Source organism: Undibacterium sp. Ji42W (genome assembly GCF_049340405.1).
GTDB lineage: Bacteria > Pseudomonadota > Gammaproteobacteria > Burkholderiales > Burkholderiaceae_D > Undibacterium.
This window is the reverse complement of record NZ_JBMPOV010000009.1, coordinates 242,786-262,469: the sequence shown is the minus strand read 5'-3', so window position 1 is coordinate 262,469 and position 19,684 is coordinate 242,786. Positions and strand designations below refer to the sequence as shown.

The window sequence follows — 19,684 nt, the reverse complement described above, 5'->3', positions numbered from 1 at the left end:
ATTGGCCGCCAGTACTGAGATATAGATGTGCGGTCATAGTGTGAAAAATTGCTTGCATGAGGTGGTGGAAAAATAAAGGGGCATAGTATTGCAGCGCAGACCCGGCATGATAAGTCTATTGCCAAATCATTACAACGATACCAAGGTATGGCTTACATTTGGACACATCTGAAACAGGCAGACAAGGCTTTGCAGCAAGCTTGAATAATTCCTCACGAATCACGCATGAAACCTCTCATAAAATTGGCATGGTAAAAAGACCGTGGCAGCACAGTATCTTGCAGTAAATTGTACCGGTACACGTTGGCCTCCATGCTCTAAGATGATTCTTAACGAAGACTCAGGAGTAGCAAAAATGCAAATAACAGGCTCGCGCCCCATGCAAAAATATCAGGGCAGTTGCCACTGTGGCGCGCTGCGCTTTGAAATAGAGACCGATTTTCCTGAGCTGACCATGTGCGATTGCTCGATTTGCCGTCGCAAGAATGCCTTGATGGTGAAGGTACATGAAAGCAAATTCAAGCTATTGGCAGGCACGGAATCATTGGGCGAGTACCAATTCCACACCAATACCGCCCATCATTATTTTTGCAAGACTTGCGGCATCTACCCTTTTCATCGCAAACGTGTGACGCCAGACAATTTTGGTATCAATGTCTATTGCCTCGAGGATTTTGACCCTGCCGGTATCCCGGTACGGCAAGCCACTGGCGCAAAGATGACATAGAACGCTATTTTTTTAATCAATACAGGAATCAGCCATGCAAACCCAAACCCTGCTTGCCTTCACTGCCATCGCCAGCCTTGCGATACTCAGCCCCGGCCCGGCCACCTTGCTATCTTTAAAAAACGGGGCGAGTTATGGTGCGCGTGCAGTCATGTGGTCGGCCTTTGGCAATGTATGCGGTATCTTTTGCCTTTCTACTACCGCATTTCTGGGCCTGGGTGCTTTGCTGAATTCATCAGCCATGCTATTTGCAGCCGTGAAGACCACTGGTGCAATTTACCTGTTCTATATCGGTGCCAAGCAGTTATTTGGAAAAAGCAGCGCATTGACGCATGATTCGCAGAACGGCCCAGCTGATAGCAGGCCGCGTCCGCGCAAATTATTTTCTGAAGCTTTTTTGACAGCTGCCACCAATCCCAAAGCCCTGATGTTTTTTACAGCCTTGTTCCCGCATTTCATTGCGCCGGGCGAAGCTTTGGCACCACAGTTTTTTGCATTGATGGCGATCTTCATGGGCCTGTCTTACCTGACCCACCTGATGTATGCGCAACTGGCTGCGCGTGCCATGCACGTACTGGTCAAGCCGCGTTTTGTGAAATGGATCAACCGCGTAGTCGGTGCGGCTTTCATTACCTTCGGGACGATGTTGTTGAGTTTGCGCAGGCAGACAGCGTAAGAATTCAGGCAGATAAAATCTTTTCCATGAAGACGCTCAAAGGATCTTCTTCATAATCAGCAAAAGCAGCCCGTTCGGCATAGCCGAGGCGAAAGTATAGGCCCAGCGCCTCGGGCTGTCTGATACCGGTTTCCAAGCGGGCTACGCGGATATCCTGGTCCAGCAAGTGATCTTCCAGCGCACGCATGATGTGCTTGGATAAACCTCTGCCACGAAATTCATCCGGCACAAACACGCGCTTGATTTCACCGTAACTTAACTGCTCATCGTCATCAAACAGGATTTTGACGGCACCGCAAGCAGCTAAAATTTCATCGATATAGCATCCGAGAAAGATCACATTGTCCTGCGCCAGTGCGCTGACACTTTCCAAGTGATTACTCTCTGTCGGATACAAGTCTCCCATATAAGCATCAGACAAGGCAATCAAGCTGCATGCAGCCTCTGAAGCTGGATCTACTCTCTCAATTTTCATATTAGTAGACTTTTTCCTGGATATTAAAACTGATCATTTTTTTGAGTTCCGGTACACAGGAACCACAATTCGTACCGCATTTGAGTTTGATTTGCAAACCATTCAGGATATCGGCCGGCAGCCCTTCCATATCGCCAAGCGCCTTATTGATTTCGATATCAGTCACATTCAGGCAACTGCACACCACTTTGCCACGGGCGGCAAAACCCTGCGGTGCCGTTGTACTGGGCATGAGCAAGAGGCGTCCCAGCCTGGCGACAGGTTCCTGTGCTTGCAGGAAGTCCTTGAGCCAACTCTCAGCAGACACATCGCCAGCCAGCGCCACAGCAGCCAGACCACCTTCTTTTACCAGGATATGGCGCGAAACACTGCGGCGCCTGTCGTCATAGCGCAAGACGTCCGCGCCCTTTATACCAAAAATCTTCTCGATTTTTTCCAGTAATTCAGCTGCTACCGCTTCTTCATTGGCAGCGCGGAAAATTACACCCACTTTGTCGCGACCAAATGGTGTGCAGGATGCATAGGCGAACTCGCGCATATAAGGGCGCAAGGCAGCCTGGATACTATAGGCATGGTCACTATCGAGCCATGCAAACACCACAAAACGCCAGGGCAATTCTGCTTTCAAAATCTTGACCGCAGCAGCTTTCAGCTCTGGCTGCTTGGAAATGGGGTCGATTGCCGGTGATGTCAGGGCATTCACCCCATAGCTGGCATTTTGCGCGTGACCACGGCCTGAGACATATTCCTCACCCCAGTGCATGGCGATGAAAACTTGACCTGCTCGCTGCTCATCACTTTCAACTACCGGCAAAATAACCGTGCCACGGCGGCTACTGACATGTACGAGGTCACCTGTTTTGAGGAAACGTCTTTGCATATCTGTCGCTTCCATGCTGATACCAGGTTCGGCCACATGGGCAAACAACTGCGCCACGGTGCCACTACGGCTCATGCCATGCCATTGGTCACGCAGTCGTCCGGTATTTAATGAGAATGGATAGCGTGCATCAACACCATCCTTGACTGGCTGATACGCGGTGTTGATGAAACGTGCACGGCCATTGACTGTGGGGAAGATGCCATCTTCATACAAACGTTGTTTGCCAGTGATGGCACCAGCCGGATAGGGCCATTGCTGTGGTCCCTGCTGTTCCAGTATCGCGTAAGACAAACCTGTGATGTCCAGGTCACGGCCACGGGTGCTGTCGCGGTGCTCGTTCCATACCTGTTCGTCGCTATCGTACTTGAAGTTTGTCGGTGACTTGCCCAGCAAGCGAGCCAGCGCTTGTGCAAACTGGCTGGCGATTTGCCAGTCGTGTTTTGCTTCACCCGGTGCCGGTATGACGGGGCGCACGCGGGATATGCGGCGTTCTGAATTGGTGACAGTGCCAGTCTTCTCTGCCCAGGTGCTGGCTGGTAAAAGGATGTCGGCATATGGCACGGTAGCCGTGCTGGCATAGGCTTCTTGCACAATCACCAGCTCGGCTTTTTGCAGGGCTTCGCGTATCAAGTTTTGCTCAGGCATGGATTGCGCGGGATTGGTACAGACTATCCAGATGATCTTGATCTCACCTTGCCGGACTGCTTCGAACATCTCCACTGCGGTTTTTCCCGGAGTAGCAGGTACGTCATCGACTCCCCAGTAAGCGGCAATTTCTGCGCGGTGTTCGGGATTGCCAAGGTCGCGGTGACCCGACATCAGGTTAGCCATGCCACCCACTTCACGACCGCCCATGGCATTGGGCTGACCAGTCAGGGAAAACGGACCTGCACCCGGCTTGCCGATTTGATGGGTAGCCAGATGCAAATTGATCAGGGCTGCATTTTTTGCAGTCCCTGATGAAGATTGATTCAAGCCCTGGCAATACAGCGAGAGGCTGGCTTTGGACTGTCCAAACCAGCGCGCGGCCTGTACCAGATCAGCCTCCTTGATACCACAAGTCTTGGCGACTGCTGCAGGCGTGTAATCACGCACTGTTTGCTTGAGTTCTGCAAAACCTTCAGTATGTTCCTGGATATAGGCAAGATCGATTAAATCCTCCCACAAACACAGATGCAACATACCGTTGAAGAGGGCGACATCGGTACCCGGCAAGATAGGCAGGAATAAATCGGCTTCACGCGCGGTATCAGTACAGCGCGGATCAGCGACGATCACTTTCAGCGCAGGATTTTTTTCCCTCGCTTGTTCAATGCGTCGATATAAAATCGGATGAGCATAAGCCGTGTTCGAGCCGACGATGAAAATGACTTCTGCCAGGTCTATGTCTTCATAGCAGGTCGGCGGTGCATCGGCACCCAGCGTTTGCTTATAACCAGCTACTGCGCTGGACATGCACAGGCGCGAATTGCTATCGATATTATTGGTACCTATCAAGCCCTTTGCAAGCTTATTGAAGACGTAATAATCTTCGGTCAGCAACTGACCGGAAATATAAAACGCCACACTGTCCGGGCCATGTGTCTTGATGGTGTCGGCAAATTTGCCTGCCATGCTGGCAATGACCGTATCCCAGTCACTGCGCTGACGTTCTTGTCCGCGCACTTCTTCACGCCCTGCAACCAGATCACGCATTTCAGGATATAGCGCCCTGACTTGTTGCTGTATCTTTACATCTGCCGACAGATGCAGGGTACTGCCCTTGCTGCACAAGCGGCCAAAATTGGCGGGATGATCCGGGTCACCACGTACCCCTGCAACCTGCCCGCCTTCGCTTTCAATTATGACACCGCAACCAACGCCGCAATAACAACAGGTAGATTTGGTTTCAGTCATACATGCCTTTAAATACACGCCGTATAAGATTTTTCAACAGCGTGGTGTTGTGGGACTTACGCAAAATTGTCCCATCAAGGCGCAGCGACGAAGACAGTACGTTAGTACCGAATTTTACTAACTGCTGGAGCTGCAACGACGCTGGGGCGGTTTTGCGTATGTCCTGCTCCCTAAGCCTCTATTGCAAGTGTACGCAACTCATTTGCATCCAGATATACCTGATCTGCGTCTACTTTCAGGCTGAATTTTTGCGTGCATCCTTCATCGGGTGCAATCGCACAGCCATTGACCAACTCTATATTCCAGTTATGCAAAGGGCAGGCCACTTTTTCACCAAAGACGATACCTTGCGATAACGGCCCACCTTTGTGCGGACATTTATCCAGCAAAGCAAAGACCTTGTTTTCTGTATTCCTGAAAATAGCGACATCTGGCTTGGCCGCACGCGCAACGACGCGTGCCCCCAGTACCGGGATATCCTCCACGCGACAAATGACTTGCCAATTCTGACCCATGTTTTTCCCTCTCAAAAAATAGCGTTATGCTGGCAAGCGTTCGAATTGACGTGTATCGACCTGGGCTTTTTCCGGTTCATGCCATGGATCAGATTCACCTTCCAGTGCGAACAACAGATGTTGATACAAATCTTTGCGGCGGCCATGGTCTTCCAGAATAATTTTCTTCACGTAGTCCAGGCCGACACGCGCGAGATAATGTACCGTGCGCTCCAGATACCAGCCTTCTTCGCGATACAGTTGCAGGAAGGCGCCGGTATATTCCATGACTTCTTCATGGGTTTTCAGCTTGACCAGGAATTGCGCGACTTCGGTTTTGATGCCGCCATTGCCCCCCACATAAATTTCCCAGCCAGAATCAACACCAATCACACCAACGTCCTTGATACCTGCCTCAGCACAATTACGCGGGCAACCGGACACGGCCAGCTTGACCTTGTGCGGCGCATACATGCGCGCCAGTTCACGTTCGAGTTGCTGTCCCATGAGTGTAGAATTTTGTGTACCGAAGCGGCACCATTCACTGCCCACGCACGTTTTTACGGTACGCAAACCCTTGGCATAAGCCAGTCCGGACGGCATGCCCAAGTCTTGCCAGACAGCGCGCAAGTCTTCTTTCTTCACGCCCAGCAAGTCAATACGCTGGCCACCGGTGACCTTGACTGTCGGTATCTTGAATTTATCAACGACATCAGCAATCCTGCGCAATTCGCTGGCATTGGTTTCACCACCCCACATACGCGGGATGACGGAGTAAGTACCATCTTTCTGGATATTCGCATGTGACCGTTCATTGATGAAGCGCGATTGCGGATCATCCTTGGCTTCACGCGGCCATGTGGAAATCAGATAATAATTGATGGCCGGGCGGCAGCTTGAACAACCATTAGGTGTGCGCCATTCCATGAATTCCTGCACGCCAGAGACTGTCAAGAGCTTGTTGGCCTTGATGGCATCACGTACTTGCTGATGGCTATGATCAGTACAAACGCACATGGGTTTGACTTTTGAGGCCGTCGAATAATCACCGCCGGCAGTAAACATGATGATCTGCTCTACCAGGCCAGTACAAGAGCCACAGGATGCCGATGCCTTGGTGTGCTTGCGCACATCGTCAAGTGTGAACAGGCCTTTTTCCTTGATGGCCGTGACGATGGTGCCCTTGCAAACACCATTACAGCCACAGACCTCGGCTTCATCCGGCATGGCGGCAGCCTTGGTATGGCCTTCATGGCCGACGTCACCGGTGTTGGACTCGCCAAACATCAGTGAATCACGGATTTCTGAAATGTTCTTCCCTTCGCGCAGCAGTTTGAAATACCAGCTACCATCCACGGTATCGCCATACAGGCATGCGCCTATGAGTTTGTCGTCTTTCACCACCAGTTTCTTGTAGACGCCACCTATGGGGTCGGACAAGATGATTTCTTCGGTATCTTTACCACCCATGAATTCGCCGGCAGAAAACAGGTCTATGCCTGTCACTTTCAGTTTGGTGGATGTGACTGAACCCTGGTAACGCCCTATACCAAAATTCGCCAGGTGATTGGCGCAAACCTTGGCCATTTCAAACAGAGGTGCGACCAGGCCGTACACCGTGCCGCGATGATTCACGCATTCACCCACAGAATAAATGCGCGGATCATAAGTCTGCATGGTGTCATTCACGGTGATGCCACGGTTGCAATACAGGCCGGCAGATTCTGCCAGCGCCGTGTTAGGACGTATGCCGACAGCCATGACGATCAGTTGCGCAGGGATTTCGAGACCGTCAGTAAAGCGTATGGCTTTGACGTGGCCATCATCATCGCCAATGATGGCTTCAGTATTTTTTTCCAGTAAAAAGTGAAGACCACGGTCTTCCAAAGATTTTTGCAACATCTTGCCTGCAATGGGGTCAAGCTGACGCTCCATCAGCCAGCCAGGTAAATGCACGACAGAGACACTCATGCCGCGCATTTTCAAGCCATTGGCGGCTTCCAGCCCCAGCAGGCCGCCGCCAATGACAACGGCATGCGTATGCTTTTCTGCCGCGTCTATCATGGTATTGGTGTCGTAGATATCGCGGTAGGCAATCACGCCCTTGAGGTCTTTGCCAGGTACAGGCAGCATGAAAGGATTAGAACCTGTCGCCAGCAACAGACGGTCGTATTCAGTCTGAGTACCATCTTCTGCAATCACGATGCGCTTATGGCGATCTATTTTGGTGATTTTTTTACCGAGGTGCAGCGTGATATTATTTTCTTCATACCAGTCGACATCATTGAGCATGATGTCTTTAATGGTTTGCTCGCCTGCCAATACGGGTGATAGCAGGATACGGTTGTAATTGGCATAAGGTTCTGCACCAAATACGGTAATGTCATACAGGTCGGGTGCGATCTTGATTAATTCTTCCAGAGTACGCACACCTGCCATACCATTCCCTACCATCACTAGCTTAAGTTTCTTCATGGCTGCTCCTTTGCTTGTCTCCTCAGGCGTTAAGCAAGAGCAATGCCAGTTTGCTTTAGATTATCATTTCCCTGCTTGAACAATAGCTGATTCATCCATTGATTGGCTTTATTGCACAGGTACTTGCACTGAAAAAAACACGTCCGGGAACAAAGTCATCTTAAATGGGGCAAACACAAAATTAAATAGAAAATCCCGATAAAAACCAAATAATACTTAGCCAAAACAGTGCACTGCACCATTTTATTTTATGCGCGCCTAGTTATTGAGCAGCACTACTTGGTCAATTTTGATGCTTAATGCCGTACGCATGCACAATTTGTTGGCATGGCAGTTGCAAGTGGCATGGTCAAACTACAGCGGAGCGACCATGCAAAAAACATCCTTTTGGAAAGCCGGGCATACGGTCACTTGATGAGCGGCTTTCTTTTATTTCGATCTGAGCTTCATGGACTGGTATTGCCTGGGCCACTCGCCATACAAATATCCAAAGACCTGAGCCTGACAGCAGCGCAAAAAAAAGGCCTGACGTTTGCTAAGCCATTATTGGTTGGAGCTTTGCTGCGTATTTTGATGAGAGGTGCTGGTATCCATCGGAACATCTGGGCACTGCTTTTGCTACCCTGTTTGCAAGGGCAATGGCGCAGTATTCCAGCTGGTACCCCGGCGCTTTCGCTGAGAGATGGGTGTCATGACTAGCCTCGTAAGTATGGCAGGTGGCACAGGAGGTTTCTATCTGGCTGCCAGCATGGGTTATTCAGGCCAGATTACTGAGAGCTATCAAATAGGACTATCGATTTTTGCCAACCTCGCCATAGTCGCCTGGCTGGGATGATCATTAGGCAAGAAACGCTGGCGCGCAACCTGGTGCTTTGCCGCCATGCCTGGCACTGGAACGCGGTGCAACCCATCATCTACCACCTGCCACCCCCGCAAGCCAAACCACTGGCACAGCACGATCCGCTGGCCACCTGGTGCATGCTGGCAGTCTTGTCCATCGTCGCCAATGTGCTGATGTTGTATATACTGATCGCCCGTTGATCCCTGCACAATAGTATTGCCCTCGCTGTTAATAGTGCATTAACATAAGCCTGTAGTAGCAGGCGCTTGTGTGCCCACAGCTTTTTACAAGACCAAGACTCAAGACTATATTGCGGCCATATTCATGTCTAACAGCTTTCAACGCCTGATCCAGCTCCTGCGCTTGCGCCGTATAGGCATGCGGCTGGCATTGAGCTATGGTTTGTTGTTGATACTGTTCAGCATCGTCTTGCTGTTGCCAATTTCACAAATCCGCAACATGACTGCGCGCAATGAGCAATTTGCCCGCAAAGAGGTGCAAAGTCTCTTGTATGTGCAAGAACTCAGCGTTGCTACAGAAAACGTCGGCAGGGCCTTATTGCAATTCCTGACAGTTCCTTATGAACAACGGGTACCTGAATACACCATCGTCGATGAAAAAAATCGCCGCATAGACCAGCTCATCGGCGATCTCGAGGCCAGCCTCAGTGACGACGAGCAATTAAACAGCCTCAAACTGCTCAAGCAAAAGCGCGCAATTTATCAGCAGCACTATCTTGATACTGTCAATCAACTCGAGGACGAAGGTCAGGATGCTGCCAAAGCCAGCTTTAGCACGCGCGTCAAACCAGCACTGGATGCCTTGCTCGATCAGTCCAAAACATTTCTCAAGCGAGAACAGGAATTAATCCAGGCCCATCAGGCTGACGCGCAATTGGAACTGGAAAAAACCGGCACCATGGTCGCCATGCTGTCTGTCTTTGGCGTAGTCCTGGCAGCGGTGCTGGCCTGGCTGACTACCCGCAGCGTAGTCAGGCCTCTGGCAAGATTGGAAAGCAGCGCCCTGCAAATTGCCAAAGGTGATTACCAGACCCGTTTTATTCCCAGCAAGACAGAAGAAGTCGCGCGCGTAGGCGAAGCCCTCAATACCATGGCAGAAGCCATAGGCATACGCGAACAAACGGTCGAGCGCCTGGCTTATTACGACAGCCTGACCGGCCTGCCCAACCGCACCCTGCTGCTCAAGATCCATGAAGGACAGGGCTTGCCATACCAGGGATTTATCCTGATGGACCTGGCACGGTTGAAGGTCATCAACGAAACACTGGGGTTTGATACTGGCGACACTGTTATCTCAGATGTGGCCTTGCGTCTTAAAACTGTCATCAGCCAGGACGCCGTCGTGCAAAAACCCTGGCTGGCCAGACTGGCTGGCGGTGCATTTGCGATACTCTGCCATGATGTTTCCAACGCCGCGCTAGAAGACCTGCATCAACGCATAGATGCAGCCATGGATGAACCGGTCAGATGCGGCCAGCATTCTGTCGATGTCAGCCTGGTGTATGGCTTTGCCATCACCGCAACCACACCGTTGCCCTTGATGACATTGATACGCAATGCCGAGGTTGCCCTGTATGCCGCCAAACGCAGCGCCAACTCATCTGCCTGGTATACCGATGCGCAGGAGGCTTCACGCCTGACCCACCTGAGCCTCTTGTCTGATTTGCGCTCTGCCGTCAGGGGCTCAGAATTGCAAATGTGGTTGCAACCCAAGCTGTATCTGCAATCTGGCAAAGCGTATGGTTTTGAAGCACTGGTGCGCTGGCAACATCCTGTGCGTGGTTTTATTTCGCCAGCAGAATTTGTTCCGTTTGCCGAGCGTACCGGTTATATCAGCATGCTCACCATGTGGATGCTGGAACAGGCCATCGTCACGCTCAAGAACTGGCAAGACAAATATCCTGGTCAGACCATCGCAGTCAATGTCAGCACCCATGATTTACGCGACACCAGATTCCCAGATCAAATAGCCGCACTGCTGCGTCAATATGAGCTCAACCCAAAATTGCTGAAGTTGGAGATTACTGAGAGCGGCATCATGGAGGACCCCGGCAGTACCATAGAGTTGCTGAACCGCCTGCGCGCCATCGGCCTGGATTTATCCATTGATGATTTTGGTACCGGCTATTCTTCCCTGTCTTACCTGCAACGCCTGCCTGTCAGTGAACTCAAGATAGACCGCAGCTTTGTCATCGACATAGATCAACTGCCAGCGACCCAGGGCCTGGTCAAGGCCATTATAGAAATGGGCCATGGCCTGGGCCTGAGCGTGATAGCCGAGGGCATAGAAACCGCAGCAGAACGGGAATGCTTACGCCAGCTTGGTTGTGACTCCATGCAAGGCTATTTCGCCAGCAAACCTCTGTATGGCGAAGGCTTACAAAAATGGCTGGATGCTCTGGCAAGCCACGCTGGCGACTGATTCACTATGCAAGCACCTGATTTTCCTGTCGATGAAATATTGCGCCTGCAAACCCTGCAAGCCTGCGCCATAATCGACACACCGCCAGAAGAGCGTTTTGACCGGCTGACGCGGCTCGCGAGCCATTTGTTCAAGACGCCCATCGCCCTGGTTTCCATCATCGATAGCGAGCGCCAATGGTTCAAGTCAAAACAGGGTCTGGATGTCAGCGAGACGGCGAGAGATATTTCTTTCTGCGGCCATGCGATACTCAAGCCTGATATCCTGTATGTCGCCGATGCCAGCCAGGATGCGCGTTTCAGCGACAATCCTCTGGTCAGCGATGCCCCCAATATCCGCTTTTATGCTGGTGCACCCTTGCGTGCACGCAATGGCCAGAGTCTGGGCACCCTGTGCATCATCGACACCAAACCGCGCATACTCAGCGCAGAAGACTTGGCTGCCCTGCGTGACCTCGCTGATTGTGTAGAGAGTGAATTTGCTCGCGAGGAACAGCAAAGACAATTGCATGCCCTGCTATCGCTGACTGCCATCACTGCCCTGTCGCACCAAAACCCTGAAGCAGCCCTGCAACAGACCCTGGCCATGGCCTGCGACTATCTGGGCATGAGCTGTGCTCAGATCAGCCGCGTACAAGCCGGCGGCAAAGCCAGCCTGGTCTGCCAGTCCGGGGATTCGCTGCATCCTGAAATGGCGCTTTCACATTCGGCACCACTGTGCATACTGCCAGAAGATGCACACAAGGGGCTCATTCATGCGGCAGACCTGGCGGATAGCAAGTACAGAAACACCATACCAGTACAGATACAATGCCTGATAGGCCTGCGCCTGCATATCAATGCCAGGGACGATGCCGCATTGTGCATCTGGCATACCGAGCCAAGGTCATTCCCGTTTTCAGAAGTAGAAACAGAATTTGTACGTCTGCTGGCTGACTGGATTACCGGTGTTATGAAAAGACAGGAGCTTGACCGGCAATTACAAAAGCAGCGTGCACTCAGTGATGCCATCGCCATGGCGCAAGCTTTATTCATCCGCGAAACCGACCAGGAAAAAGGCTTTGAATCATTGCTGGCAGCAATCTTGAAGCTGACAGGCAGCTCCTATGGTTTTATCTGCGAAGTCAAAGATAATACCGTCAGCAATCCGGCCCTGAAAAGCATGATGCTGGCCTGGAATACCGCCACCTCACATATTTCCAGCACCAGCCTGGATACTGTAGCCAGGGATGTGGCTTGCCTGCAATTGAAGTCACGGTATGGTGCTGCCCTCAAATCTGGTCAGCCCGTCATCGACAATGCGCTGGCTGCTGGCGCGCTCGATCAGGTATTCCCGGCGCATTTCGATGCCTTACAATGTTTCTTGTGCATACCTGTGCAATATGACGGTCAATTGATTGCGCTGGTAGGCATAGCCAACAAGCCAGAGGCCTATCATCAGTGGGTGATTGATTTCCTCAATCCCCTGTTTAGCACACTGGGCCAGTTGATCAGTGCGGCACGCGCGCAAAAGCACAGGTATGAAACTGAACGCCAGTTGATCAATGTCATCAAGGGTACCAATATCGGTACCTGGGAGTGCAATATAGTTACCGGTGAAACCGTGTATAACGAGCGCTGGGCCGAGATGCTGGGTTACACTCTGGCAGAACTTGAACCTACTACTGTCGATACCTGGCTCAGACTATGCCATCCCGACGACCTGGAATTGACCAGTGCCATGATAGAGCAGCACTTCAGGGGCGAGATAGAATACTTCGACCTGAAGAGCCGCATGCGTCACAAGGACGGCCACTGGATATGGATACATGACCGTGGCTGCGTTGTCAGTTGGGGCCCTAATGGTGAACCACTGATCATGTCAGGCAGCCATGCTGACATCACCAAGCAAAAAGAGGCTGAGGCAGAACTCGAACACGCCTATGAATTACTGGAAAAATCCAATACAGCCGCCCGTATTGGTACCTGGGATTTTGAAGTCAAAGCCCGCAAGCTGGAATGGAGCAAGGTCACCCGGCAGATACATGAAGTAGATGATGACTTTGTATGTGGCGTTGATAATGCAATTTCTTTCTACAAAGGTCTGCAAAGCCAGCAAGAAATACGCACGCTATTTGCCCGTGCCATACGCGAAAACATCTCCTTTGATTGCGAATTCTGCATACGCACTGCCAGGGGTAATGACAGATGGGTACATGTCATCGGCTTCCCGCAATTTGAAGGCGGCGCATGCGTGCGCGTATATGGTACCTTCCAGGACATCAGCGAGAGAAGAGCCGCAGCAGAAGACTTGCGTGACCAGGCCGCCCACACCAGTGCCGTACTCGACCATGTGCTTGATGGCATCATCACCTTTGATGACCAGCAAATCATCCTCAGTGTCAATAATGCAGCCGCTCATATTTTTGATTATGCGGCTGACGAATTACTGGGCCGCAGCATACGCCACATCATCCCCTGTCCTGCGCATGACGACAACACTATTCAAGCACAAGAAGCTGGCATACAAAGCATCATAGGCATAGGCCGCGAAGTGGAAGCACGTCGCCAGGATGGCAGCCTGTTCCCCATCGATTTGTCGGTATCGACAGTCACTCGTCTGGGGCAACCCCTGTTCATCGCCCTGATGCGTGATATTACCGAACGCAAACGTACCGAAACCATCAAGAATGAATTCATCTCCACGGTCAGCCATGAACTGCGCACGCCACTGACCTCAATCTCAGGCGCACTCGGCCTGATTTCTGGCGGCGTCTTTGGCACATATCCTGACCGCATGAAACAGATGCTCGATGTTGCCAATAAAAATTGCCAGCGCCTGACCTTCCTCATCAATGACCTGCTGGATATGGAAAAACTCACCGCAGGCAAGATGGTGTTCAGACTCGAAACCATTGCGATCCGCGACTTGCTACAACAGGCAGTCGATGCCAACCAGACTTTTGGCAGCGAACGCGGGGTCAGCCTGCGTCTGGCAAAACAACTGCCCGATATCAGCATCACGGTAGATACCCAGCGCTTCATGCAGGTCCTGTCCAATCTCCTGTCGAATGCCATCAAGTATTCGCCAGAAAATGATGTCGTCAATATCGAAGCAGAAAAACGTGCGGACAAGCTGCCGCTATTGCCTGTGCTACGTATCAGTATCATTGATCACGGCGTAGGTGTACCCCATGAATTCCGCGACAGGATATTCCAGAAATTTGCCCAGGCAGATTCCTCCGACACCAGACAAAACGGTGGCACCGGCCTGGGCCTTGCCATCACCCGTGAACTGGTGGAAAGAATGGGCGGCACCATAGGCTTTGAATCCACACCAGGACAAGCCACCAGGTTTTATGTGGATTTGCCCATCTCCTGAAATGCCCTGAAGTAATCCACCAGGCAATCTCCAAAGTAATCCATCTTCATTACATCTCGCCCCACGGCAATTGTCTGTCGGCACTAGATGCTAAAAAGTTTCATGTATTGATGAATAAATCACTACCATAATTCTTGCTTTTTAGATATGCTCACTGAAGCGGCATCTTTGTCTGATTACTGCTTTGAAAATAGCATCACTTCTCCCACCGCATCACCCACCATTACAGGCGGAACAGGCAATGCGTGCGACCAGAAATGTTCAGTTCTATATCTACATCTCGTATTTCTTTACCGCCCTGATTCTCGTTTTTGGTATTGCCATGGGTACCATGCAATTCAGCCGCATGAGCACGATCATACTGGCACAGGCCAATAGCAGCTATGCCCTGATAGGCAATGAAGTTGCCAGCAATGTCAAAGACATTTATGAGCCGGTAAAAAACCAGACGGAAATGCTGGCGCAGTCACATCCCGTCTCGGGCAAAGACCTCAATGAACGCCTCGCCCACGTCAACTACATGGCCAAGGCCATCATCAGTGTCAAATCAGCGACATCCGCTTATGTGGGATTTGCCAACGGCGAATTTTTCCTGTTGCGCCAATATGCCAAATCCAATGGCAGCAAGGAAGTATTCAAAGCGCCAGAAAAAACCGACTGGATAGTACAAAGCACCAGCATGGATACAGGAAAACTGACTGAGCATATAGTCTATCTGGATGACAGGCTCAATGAAATCAACCGCCAGCAAATTCCCTTGCGCAACTATGATCCGCGCCAGCGTGGTTGGTATGAAACTGCAATGAAAAACCCTGAGCAGGCCCATGTCAGCGAGCCGTATTATTTTTTCACGACCCGCCAGATAGGTATTACCTATGCACAAAAAATAGTTGGTGCCGATGCAGTGGTTGGCATTGATATAGAAATGCCCACGATCCATGAAACCATCAGGAACAGTCATGTCACGCCATCCACCAGGATAGCCCTGATAGACAGCAAGGGCCAATTACTGGCCTGGCAAAACGGCAATCAGCCAGCCTATAAGCCGCAGATTGTCACCAAGCTCGATGGCACGCAAGGCATGCCCACCCTGGCTGAGCAAAATGCACCCGTACTTAACAGTATCCGGGAACTCGATAGCAGCAAGGACAGTAGCCAGACCTTGGATGTCATAGAAAAAACATGGGCCACCTACCAGGGCAAGATACAGGTTCCAGGCGGCCACGACCTGCGCATACTGATCGCCAGTCCACATGAAGAATTGTTGGCCGACATCATCAGGATGCGCAAGCAAACCAGCATCCTCTTCTTGGTCATGCTGGCGGTCAGTGTGGGCATCACCATTTATTTTTCCCGGTTGGCATCGAACCCGCTGAAACAATTGAATGACGAAGCCAGCAAGATCGCCCGCTTCGATTTCAAAAGCCCCATCAATATACAGTCCCGCATCAAGGAAATTGCTGACCTCAGCAACTCCATGCGCGGTATGAAATCGACGATACGCTCCTTCCTCGACATTGCCAGCAGCCTGGCATCAGAAACCAATTACGACAAACTACTGGCGCGCGTGCTAAAAGAAATGTCAGAAATCACCGGAGCAAAATCCGGCATACTCTATCTTTACCAGCCGCAAGACAAGTCCATGCACACCGTGCAAACCTATGTTGATCATCTGGTGCTGGAAACTGGTACGCAAAGCATTAGCATGGCAGATGAAAACCACCCCGTCATCCTGGCTTGCAAATCCCGTAGCAGCATCTGCCAGTTGCAGGCAGCAGACCTGGCCCGTTATTTCAGTAGCCTGCCGGCCACCGACCACACCACTACCCTGATTGCCATCCCCCTCAAGGACCGAAACAACACCCTGGTCGGCGCAATCGCCCTCGTCATTGATGATGCCGATATCGACCCCGGCAGGCAAGCCATGGCAGAAGCAGTCTCAGGTGCGGCCGCTATTGCCATAGAAAACCAACGGCTGATACAGGAACAAAAAGCCCTGCTCGAAGCCTTCATACAACTGATCGCCAGCGCCATCGATGCCAAAAGCCCGTATACCGGCGGCCATTGCCAGCGCGTGCCTTTACTGACAAAGTTATTGGCCCAGGCCGCTTGCAAAGAGACCGAAGGCACGTTTGCCAGTTTCCAGCTCAGCGATGAAGAATGGGAAGAACTGCACATCGCTGCCTGGCTGCATGACTGCGGCAAAGTCACCACGCCAGAATACATTGTCGACAAAGCGACAAAACTCGAGACCCTGTACGACCGCATCCATGAAATCCGCATGCGCTTTGAAGTCTTGAAACGCGATGCCCATATCGATTACTGGCAAGCCGTTGCCAAGGACAGTGCTGGCAATGATGCGGCGGAGCTCAAGAAAAAACTCGACGACAGCCTCGCGCAGTTAGACAGTGACTTCGCCTTCATCGCCGAATGCAATGAAGGTGGCGAATTCATGGCCTCTGATAAAATCGCGCGCATACAAGACATCGCCGGACGCCACTGGCTACGAACTTTGTCTGACCGCATCGGCATTTCACACGATGAAAAAGAACGCAAGAACCGCACCACAGAACCTTCTTTGCCAGTGCAGGAACAACTGCTAAGCGACAAGGTCGAACATATCTTCGCAAGATCGGCCCGCGACACCATCGCACCCGACAACCCATGGGGTTTCAAGGTCAAGGTGCCAGAACACCTTTACAACCGCGGCGAAGTCTATAACCTATCAGTAGCACGCGGCACCCTGTCAGAAGAAGAGCGCTATAAGATCAACGAACACATGATACAAACCATCATGATGCTGGAAAAGCTTCCCTTCCCACGCCACCTCGCCAAGGTGCCGGAAATTGCTGGTGGACATCACGAAAAAATGGATGGCACTGGCTACCCGAAACGCCTGAACGCAGAAGAAATGAGCGTACCCGCCCGCATGATGGCGATAGCCGACATCTTCGAAGCCCTGACCGCCGCCGACCGCCCCTACAAAAAGGGCAAAACACTGTCAGAAGCCGTCAAGATCATGAGCTTCATGAAAAAAGACCAGCACATTGATGGTGAATTGTTTGCTTTATTCCTGAAATCAGGAGTTTATCTGGAGTACGGAAAGACGTTCATGAATCCTGAACAGATTGATGAGTTTGATATACATGCGTATGTGTGAATCTGTACCAGGCGAGTTGACGCAAAACATGAGAGAAGCATTTATTCAGTAGCTCGGTCACACTAGCTAGCTATCATGAAATACCGCTTGCTCCAGTTTTCATAAGCTTCCGAATGGTGAAGTCATCCTGCGATGTAGCCGTAGCTGCGATCAACATCATTGATTCAATTTTTCTGCAAGAATCGACCTCAGGATGTTTTCTGAACGGCGCTGACCATAGCCTTGTCCATAGGCGCTGGAGGTGACGACGACGACCGCATGAAGAGATGGGATGACATAGATTTTATTACCGCCGTTGCCAGATGCAAAAAAGACAGAGACAGTCTTCCCTTTGATTATCTGTGTTTTCGAATACCAGAAATAAGCATAGTTGTCGGCATAATTATCTACATCAGCAATAACTACCTGCGGTGTCAGCATGGCTTCTATCCAGGTAGCGCTGATGACACGCTGGCCTTGATACATACCCTTATCGAGCACCAGTTGACCAATTTTGGCGAAGTCTCGCGCGGTCAGCGACAGGTTGCCCTGCCCTTTGGGATGCCCCGCCACATCGCGACCCCACTGCCAATGGCTGATAGCCATTGGCTGGAACAAGCTTGTACGGGCGAATGATTCCAGGTCCTGTCCGGTGGCTTTTTCGACTGTAATGCCAGCCAGACAGGCGGTGACGGAGTTATAGCGGTAGCTTTTGCCAGGAATGCCGTCTCCTGGCAATGCGAGAATAAAAGCGAGCGGATCAGATGCAGCATCGAGCTTTTCTTCATTGCCTGGAGATGCCGGGTCAGCATCATAGGCAGCCAGGCCGGAACGCATGCTCAGCACTTGGGCCAGAGTCGCCTCGCCTGCCACACTGCCTTTGCTGGCAGGCCAATAGTGCCACACTGGCTCGCTTGTACTTCGTATGCTGCCACGGTCCACGGCAATTCCAAGCAGCAAGGATGTGATGCTTTTGCCGACAGAGCGGGCATCATGCAGAGACGCTGCCGTTGCGCCGTTGTAATAGTGCTCAGCGATCATTTTACCTTGTTGCAGGATCAGGACGCTGTGCAGGTCTTTATGCTCGTCCTGATCCCATTGCGCCAGTATGGTATTGAGTTTGTTATCGGGCCGGGATTCTTGCCCGTGCGTTGGAGAAAACAGCAGCATGAAGCAGATGAAAACGAAAGCACATTTCGCTCGTGGGCACAGGTAAAATTTCATGACAGGTATCAGGACAATCAGATGGTAAGCCATGATTATGGCAATTATTTGCTCAGCCGGATTGTATCGGCGAAACATCCTGTTCTGCGCGCCTTGAGCGCCAGTCACCCGGGGTAAGGCCAAAGGTTTGGTGAAAGCTGCGGGTCATGTGGGCCTGATCGACAAAGCCAGTCGCACAGGCGGCATCTGCCAGGGAAGCGGTGGCAGCGCCGATAACGGCGGCGACCCTTTCCAGCCGCCTGCCACGCAAATATTCGCCCGGAGAACAATGCAGATAGCGACGAAATACACGCGCAAGGTGAACCGGGTGCACGCCTGCAAAGGCAGCGACATTGGCAACGCTCAGATCGGGATCGTCGCTGATAAAAATCATTTCAAAAGCATCCCTGAGCCAGGCAGGGGGTTGAGATGCGCGCCCGCTTTCGTCAGAAGTCAAAGGGCTGCACGCGGCCAGCAGTTGTTGCACACTTCCTTCTAGTTGTAACTGGCTAAGATTTTGCCTTTCAAAATCAAGCGCTACACGTGTAGCCACCTGCAAAGCATACAGATCACGCAAGGACGTGGCAAAACCAAAACCTTCGGTGTCGCCTCCAGAAATCGCGAGAAAACGGCCACGCCCACCCAGGAACCTGTCTCGATGCGTTGTACCAGCGGGGTTGAAAATCAGCAACGGTGTAGTTGAAATGACGGGAGCATGTTTGGCCGACGACATGTAGGCCCCGGACAAAACCAATACAAAATGCGCCTCTTCATGCATATGCGTCTGCACTTCATCTTCGGGCGGATTGGCTGCCATCAGGTGAAAGCTGAAGCCCGGCGTTTCAAGCCTCTGCGGGTCTGTACCCCAAAATTCGGTACGAGTACGGCGAATGACCATGATTTTGCCAGGACTGAGTGATTTAAATATGAAGATAAGCCTAAATATATATATCAATAGTGTCCAGCCTTTTCACATCAGGGAATCGTAAGCTAATGATTTTTTTACATAAAATAATATTTTTATCCGGTTTCGATTTGGACATCGAGGTGCCGCATTGGGATTTTTTGCGGAT

The 19,684-nt window shown here is 51.4% G+C and carries 14 protein-coding genes; 8 read left to right on the top strand and 6 right to left on the bottom strand.

Features of this window, described 5'->3' with window-relative positions:
* The first annotated feature begins 355 nt into the window (after positions 1-355).
* Together ACO0LG_RS20520 and ACO0LG_RS20515 are read left to right on the top strand one after the other, a co-directional pair.
* On the top strand, positions 356-727 hold the full coding sequence (locus ACO0LG_RS20520; protein WP_423029415.1) for a GFA family protein: 372 nt from the start codon (positions 356-358) through the stop codon (positions 725-727).
* A gap of 34 nt (positions 728-761) precedes the next feature.
* The gene (locus ACO0LG_RS20515) at positions 762-1,403 is read left to right on the top strand and encodes a LysE family translocator (protein WP_423029414.1); all 642 of its coding nucleotides are present in this window, start codon (positions 762-764) and stop codon (positions 1,401-1,403) included.
* A gap of 4 nt (positions 1,404-1,407) precedes the next feature.
* On the opposite strand, the gene ACO0LG_RS20510 is transcribed toward ACO0LG_RS20515, so the two are convergent.
* The 4 genes from ACO0LG_RS20510 to nirB form a co-directional block, all read right to left on the bottom strand.
* A complete protein-coding gene (locus ACO0LG_RS20510) occupies positions 1,408-1,878 on the bottom strand; it encodes a GNAT family N-acetyltransferase (RefSeq protein ID WP_423029413.1) in 471 nt (156 codons plus the stop codon).
* A 1-nt stretch (position 1,879) separates the two neighbouring features.
* On the bottom strand, positions 1,880-4,657 hold the full coding sequence (locus ACO0LG_RS20505) for a molybdopterin-dependent oxidoreductase (protein WP_423029412.1): 2,778 nt from the start codon (positions 4,655-4,657) through the stop codon (positions 1,880-1,882).
* A gap of 170 nt (positions 4,658-4,827) precedes the next feature.
* A complete protein-coding gene (gene nirD, locus ACO0LG_RS20500) occupies positions 4,828-5,172 on the bottom strand; it encodes a nitrite reductase small subunit NirD (protein ID WP_423029411.1) in 345 nt (114 codons plus the stop codon).
* 24 nt (positions 5,173-5,196) lie between these two features.
* On the bottom strand, positions 5,197-7,626 hold the full coding sequence (nirB, locus tag ACO0LG_RS20495) for a nitrite reductase large subunit NirB (protein WP_423029410.1): 2,430 nt from the start codon (positions 7,624-7,626) through the stop codon (positions 5,197-5,199).
* A 327-nt stretch (positions 7,627-7,953) separates the two neighbouring features.
* Here nirB and ACO0LG_RS20490 point away from each other — a divergent pair, with 327 nt between their 5' ends.
* The 6 genes from ACO0LG_RS20490 to ACO0LG_RS20465 all read left to right on the top strand — a co-directional run bounded on the left by ACO0LG_RS20490 (position 7,954) and on the right by ACO0LG_RS20465 (position 17,429).
* On the top strand, positions 7,954-8,325 hold the full coding sequence (locus ACO0LG_RS20490) for a hypothetical protein (protein ID WP_423029409.1): 372 nt from the start codon (positions 7,954-7,956) through the stop codon (positions 8,323-8,325).
* A complete protein-coding gene (locus ACO0LG_RS20485) occupies positions 8,318-8,461 on the top strand; it encodes a hypothetical protein (RefSeq protein ID WP_423029408.1) in 144 nt (47 codons plus the stop codon). The genes ACO0LG_RS20490 and ACO0LG_RS20485 overlap by 8 nt, the downstream gene beginning before the upstream one ends.
* Entirely contained in the window at positions 8,458-8,667 is a 210-nt protein-coding gene (locus ACO0LG_RS20480; protein WP_423029407.1) for a hypothetical protein, read from the top strand. The genes ACO0LG_RS20485 and ACO0LG_RS20480 overlap by 4 nt, the downstream gene beginning before the upstream one ends.
* 124 nt (positions 8,668-8,791) lie before the next feature.
* Positions 8,792-10,909: a putative bifunctional diguanylate cyclase/phosphodiesterase gene (locus tag ACO0LG_RS20475; protein ID WP_423029406.1), complete on the top strand. Its 2,118-nt coding sequence runs from the start codon at positions 8,792-8,794 to the stop codon at positions 10,907-10,909.
* Positions 10,910-10,915: 6 nt separating this feature from the next.
* Positions 10,916-14,269 (top strand): PAS domain S-box protein, encoded by a 3,354-nt coding sequence (locus ACO0LG_RS20470; protein ID WP_423029405.1) that lies wholly within the window; start codon positions 10,916-10,918, stop codon positions 14,267-14,269.
* A 241-nt stretch (positions 14,270-14,510) separates the two neighbouring features.
* Complete coding sequence (locus tag ACO0LG_RS20465; RefSeq protein ID WP_423029404.1) at positions 14,511-17,429, top strand: HD domain-containing phosphohydrolase; 2,919 nt, start codon at positions 14,511-14,513, stop codon at positions 17,427-17,429.
* Positions 17,430-17,585: 156 nt separating this feature from the next.
* Here the strand turns inward: ACO0LG_RS20465 and ACO0LG_RS20460 are convergent, their stop codons facing one another.
* Positions 17,586-18,665 carry a serine hydrolase domain-containing protein gene (locus ACO0LG_RS20460; protein WP_423029403.1) on the bottom strand — a complete coding sequence of 360 codons (1,080 nt, stop codon included), beginning with the start codon at positions 18,663-18,665 and terminating at the stop codon, positions 17,586-17,588.
* Positions 18,666-18,684: 19 nt separating this feature from the next.
* A complete protein-coding gene (locus ACO0LG_RS20455) occupies positions 18,685-19,509 on the bottom strand; it encodes a helix-turn-helix transcriptional regulator (RefSeq protein ID WP_423029402.1) in 825 nt (274 codons plus the stop codon).
* Positions 19,510-19,684: the final 175 nt, after the last annotated feature.

Bases quoted from the DNA above. Each gene is read 5' to 3' on its own strand.
- ACO0LG_RS20520 (WP_423029415.1), top strand. From the start codon at position 356: ATGCAAATAACAGGCTCGCGCCCCATGCAAAAATATCAGGGCAGTTGC.
- ACO0LG_RS20515 (WP_423029414.1), top strand. From the start codon at position 762: ATGCAAACCCAAACCCTGCTTGCCTTCACTGCCATCGCCAGCCTTGCG.
- ACO0LG_RS20510 (WP_423029413.1), bottom strand. From the start codon at position 1,878: ATGAAAATTGAGAGAGTAGATCCAGCTTCAGAGGCTGCATGCAGCTTG.
- ACO0LG_RS20505 (WP_423029412.1), bottom strand. From the start codon at position 4,657: ATGACTGAAACCAAATCTACCTGTTGTTATTGCGGCGTTGGTTGCGGT.
- nirD (WP_423029411.1), bottom strand. From the start codon at position 5,172: ATGGGTCAGAATTGGCAAGTCATTTGTCGCGTGGAGGATATCCCGGTA.
- nirB (WP_423029410.1), bottom strand. From the start codon at position 7,626: ATGAAGAAACTTAAGCTAGTGATGGTAGGGAATGGTATGGCAGGTGTG.
- ACO0LG_RS20490 (WP_423029409.1), top strand. From the start codon at position 7,954: ATGGCAGTTGCAAGTGGCATGGTCAAACTACAGCGGAGCGACCATGCA.
- ACO0LG_RS20485 (WP_423029408.1), top strand. From the start codon at position 8,318: ATGACTAGCCTCGTAAGTATGGCAGGTGGCACAGGAGGTTTCTATCTG.
- ACO0LG_RS20480 (WP_423029407.1), top strand. From the start codon at position 8,458: ATGATCATTAGGCAAGAAACGCTGGCGCGCAACCTGGTGCTTTGCCGC.
- ACO0LG_RS20475 (WP_423029406.1), top strand. From the start codon at position 8,792: ATGTCTAACAGCTTTCAACGCCTGATCCAGCTCCTGCGCTTGCGCCGT.
- ACO0LG_RS20470 (WP_423029405.1), top strand. From the start codon at position 10,916: ATGCAAGCACCTGATTTTCCTGTCGATGAAATATTGCGCCTGCAAACC.
- ACO0LG_RS20465 (WP_423029404.1), top strand. From the start codon at position 14,511: ATGCGTGCGACCAGAAATGTTCAGTTCTATATCTACATCTCGTATTTC.
- ACO0LG_RS20460 (WP_423029403.1), bottom strand. From the start codon at position 18,665: ATGGCTTACCATCTGATTGTCCTGATACCTGTCATGAAATTTTACCTG.
- ACO0LG_RS20455 (WP_423029402.1), bottom strand. From the start codon at position 19,509: ATGGTCATTCGCCGTACTCGTACCGAATTTTGGGGTACAGACCCGCAG.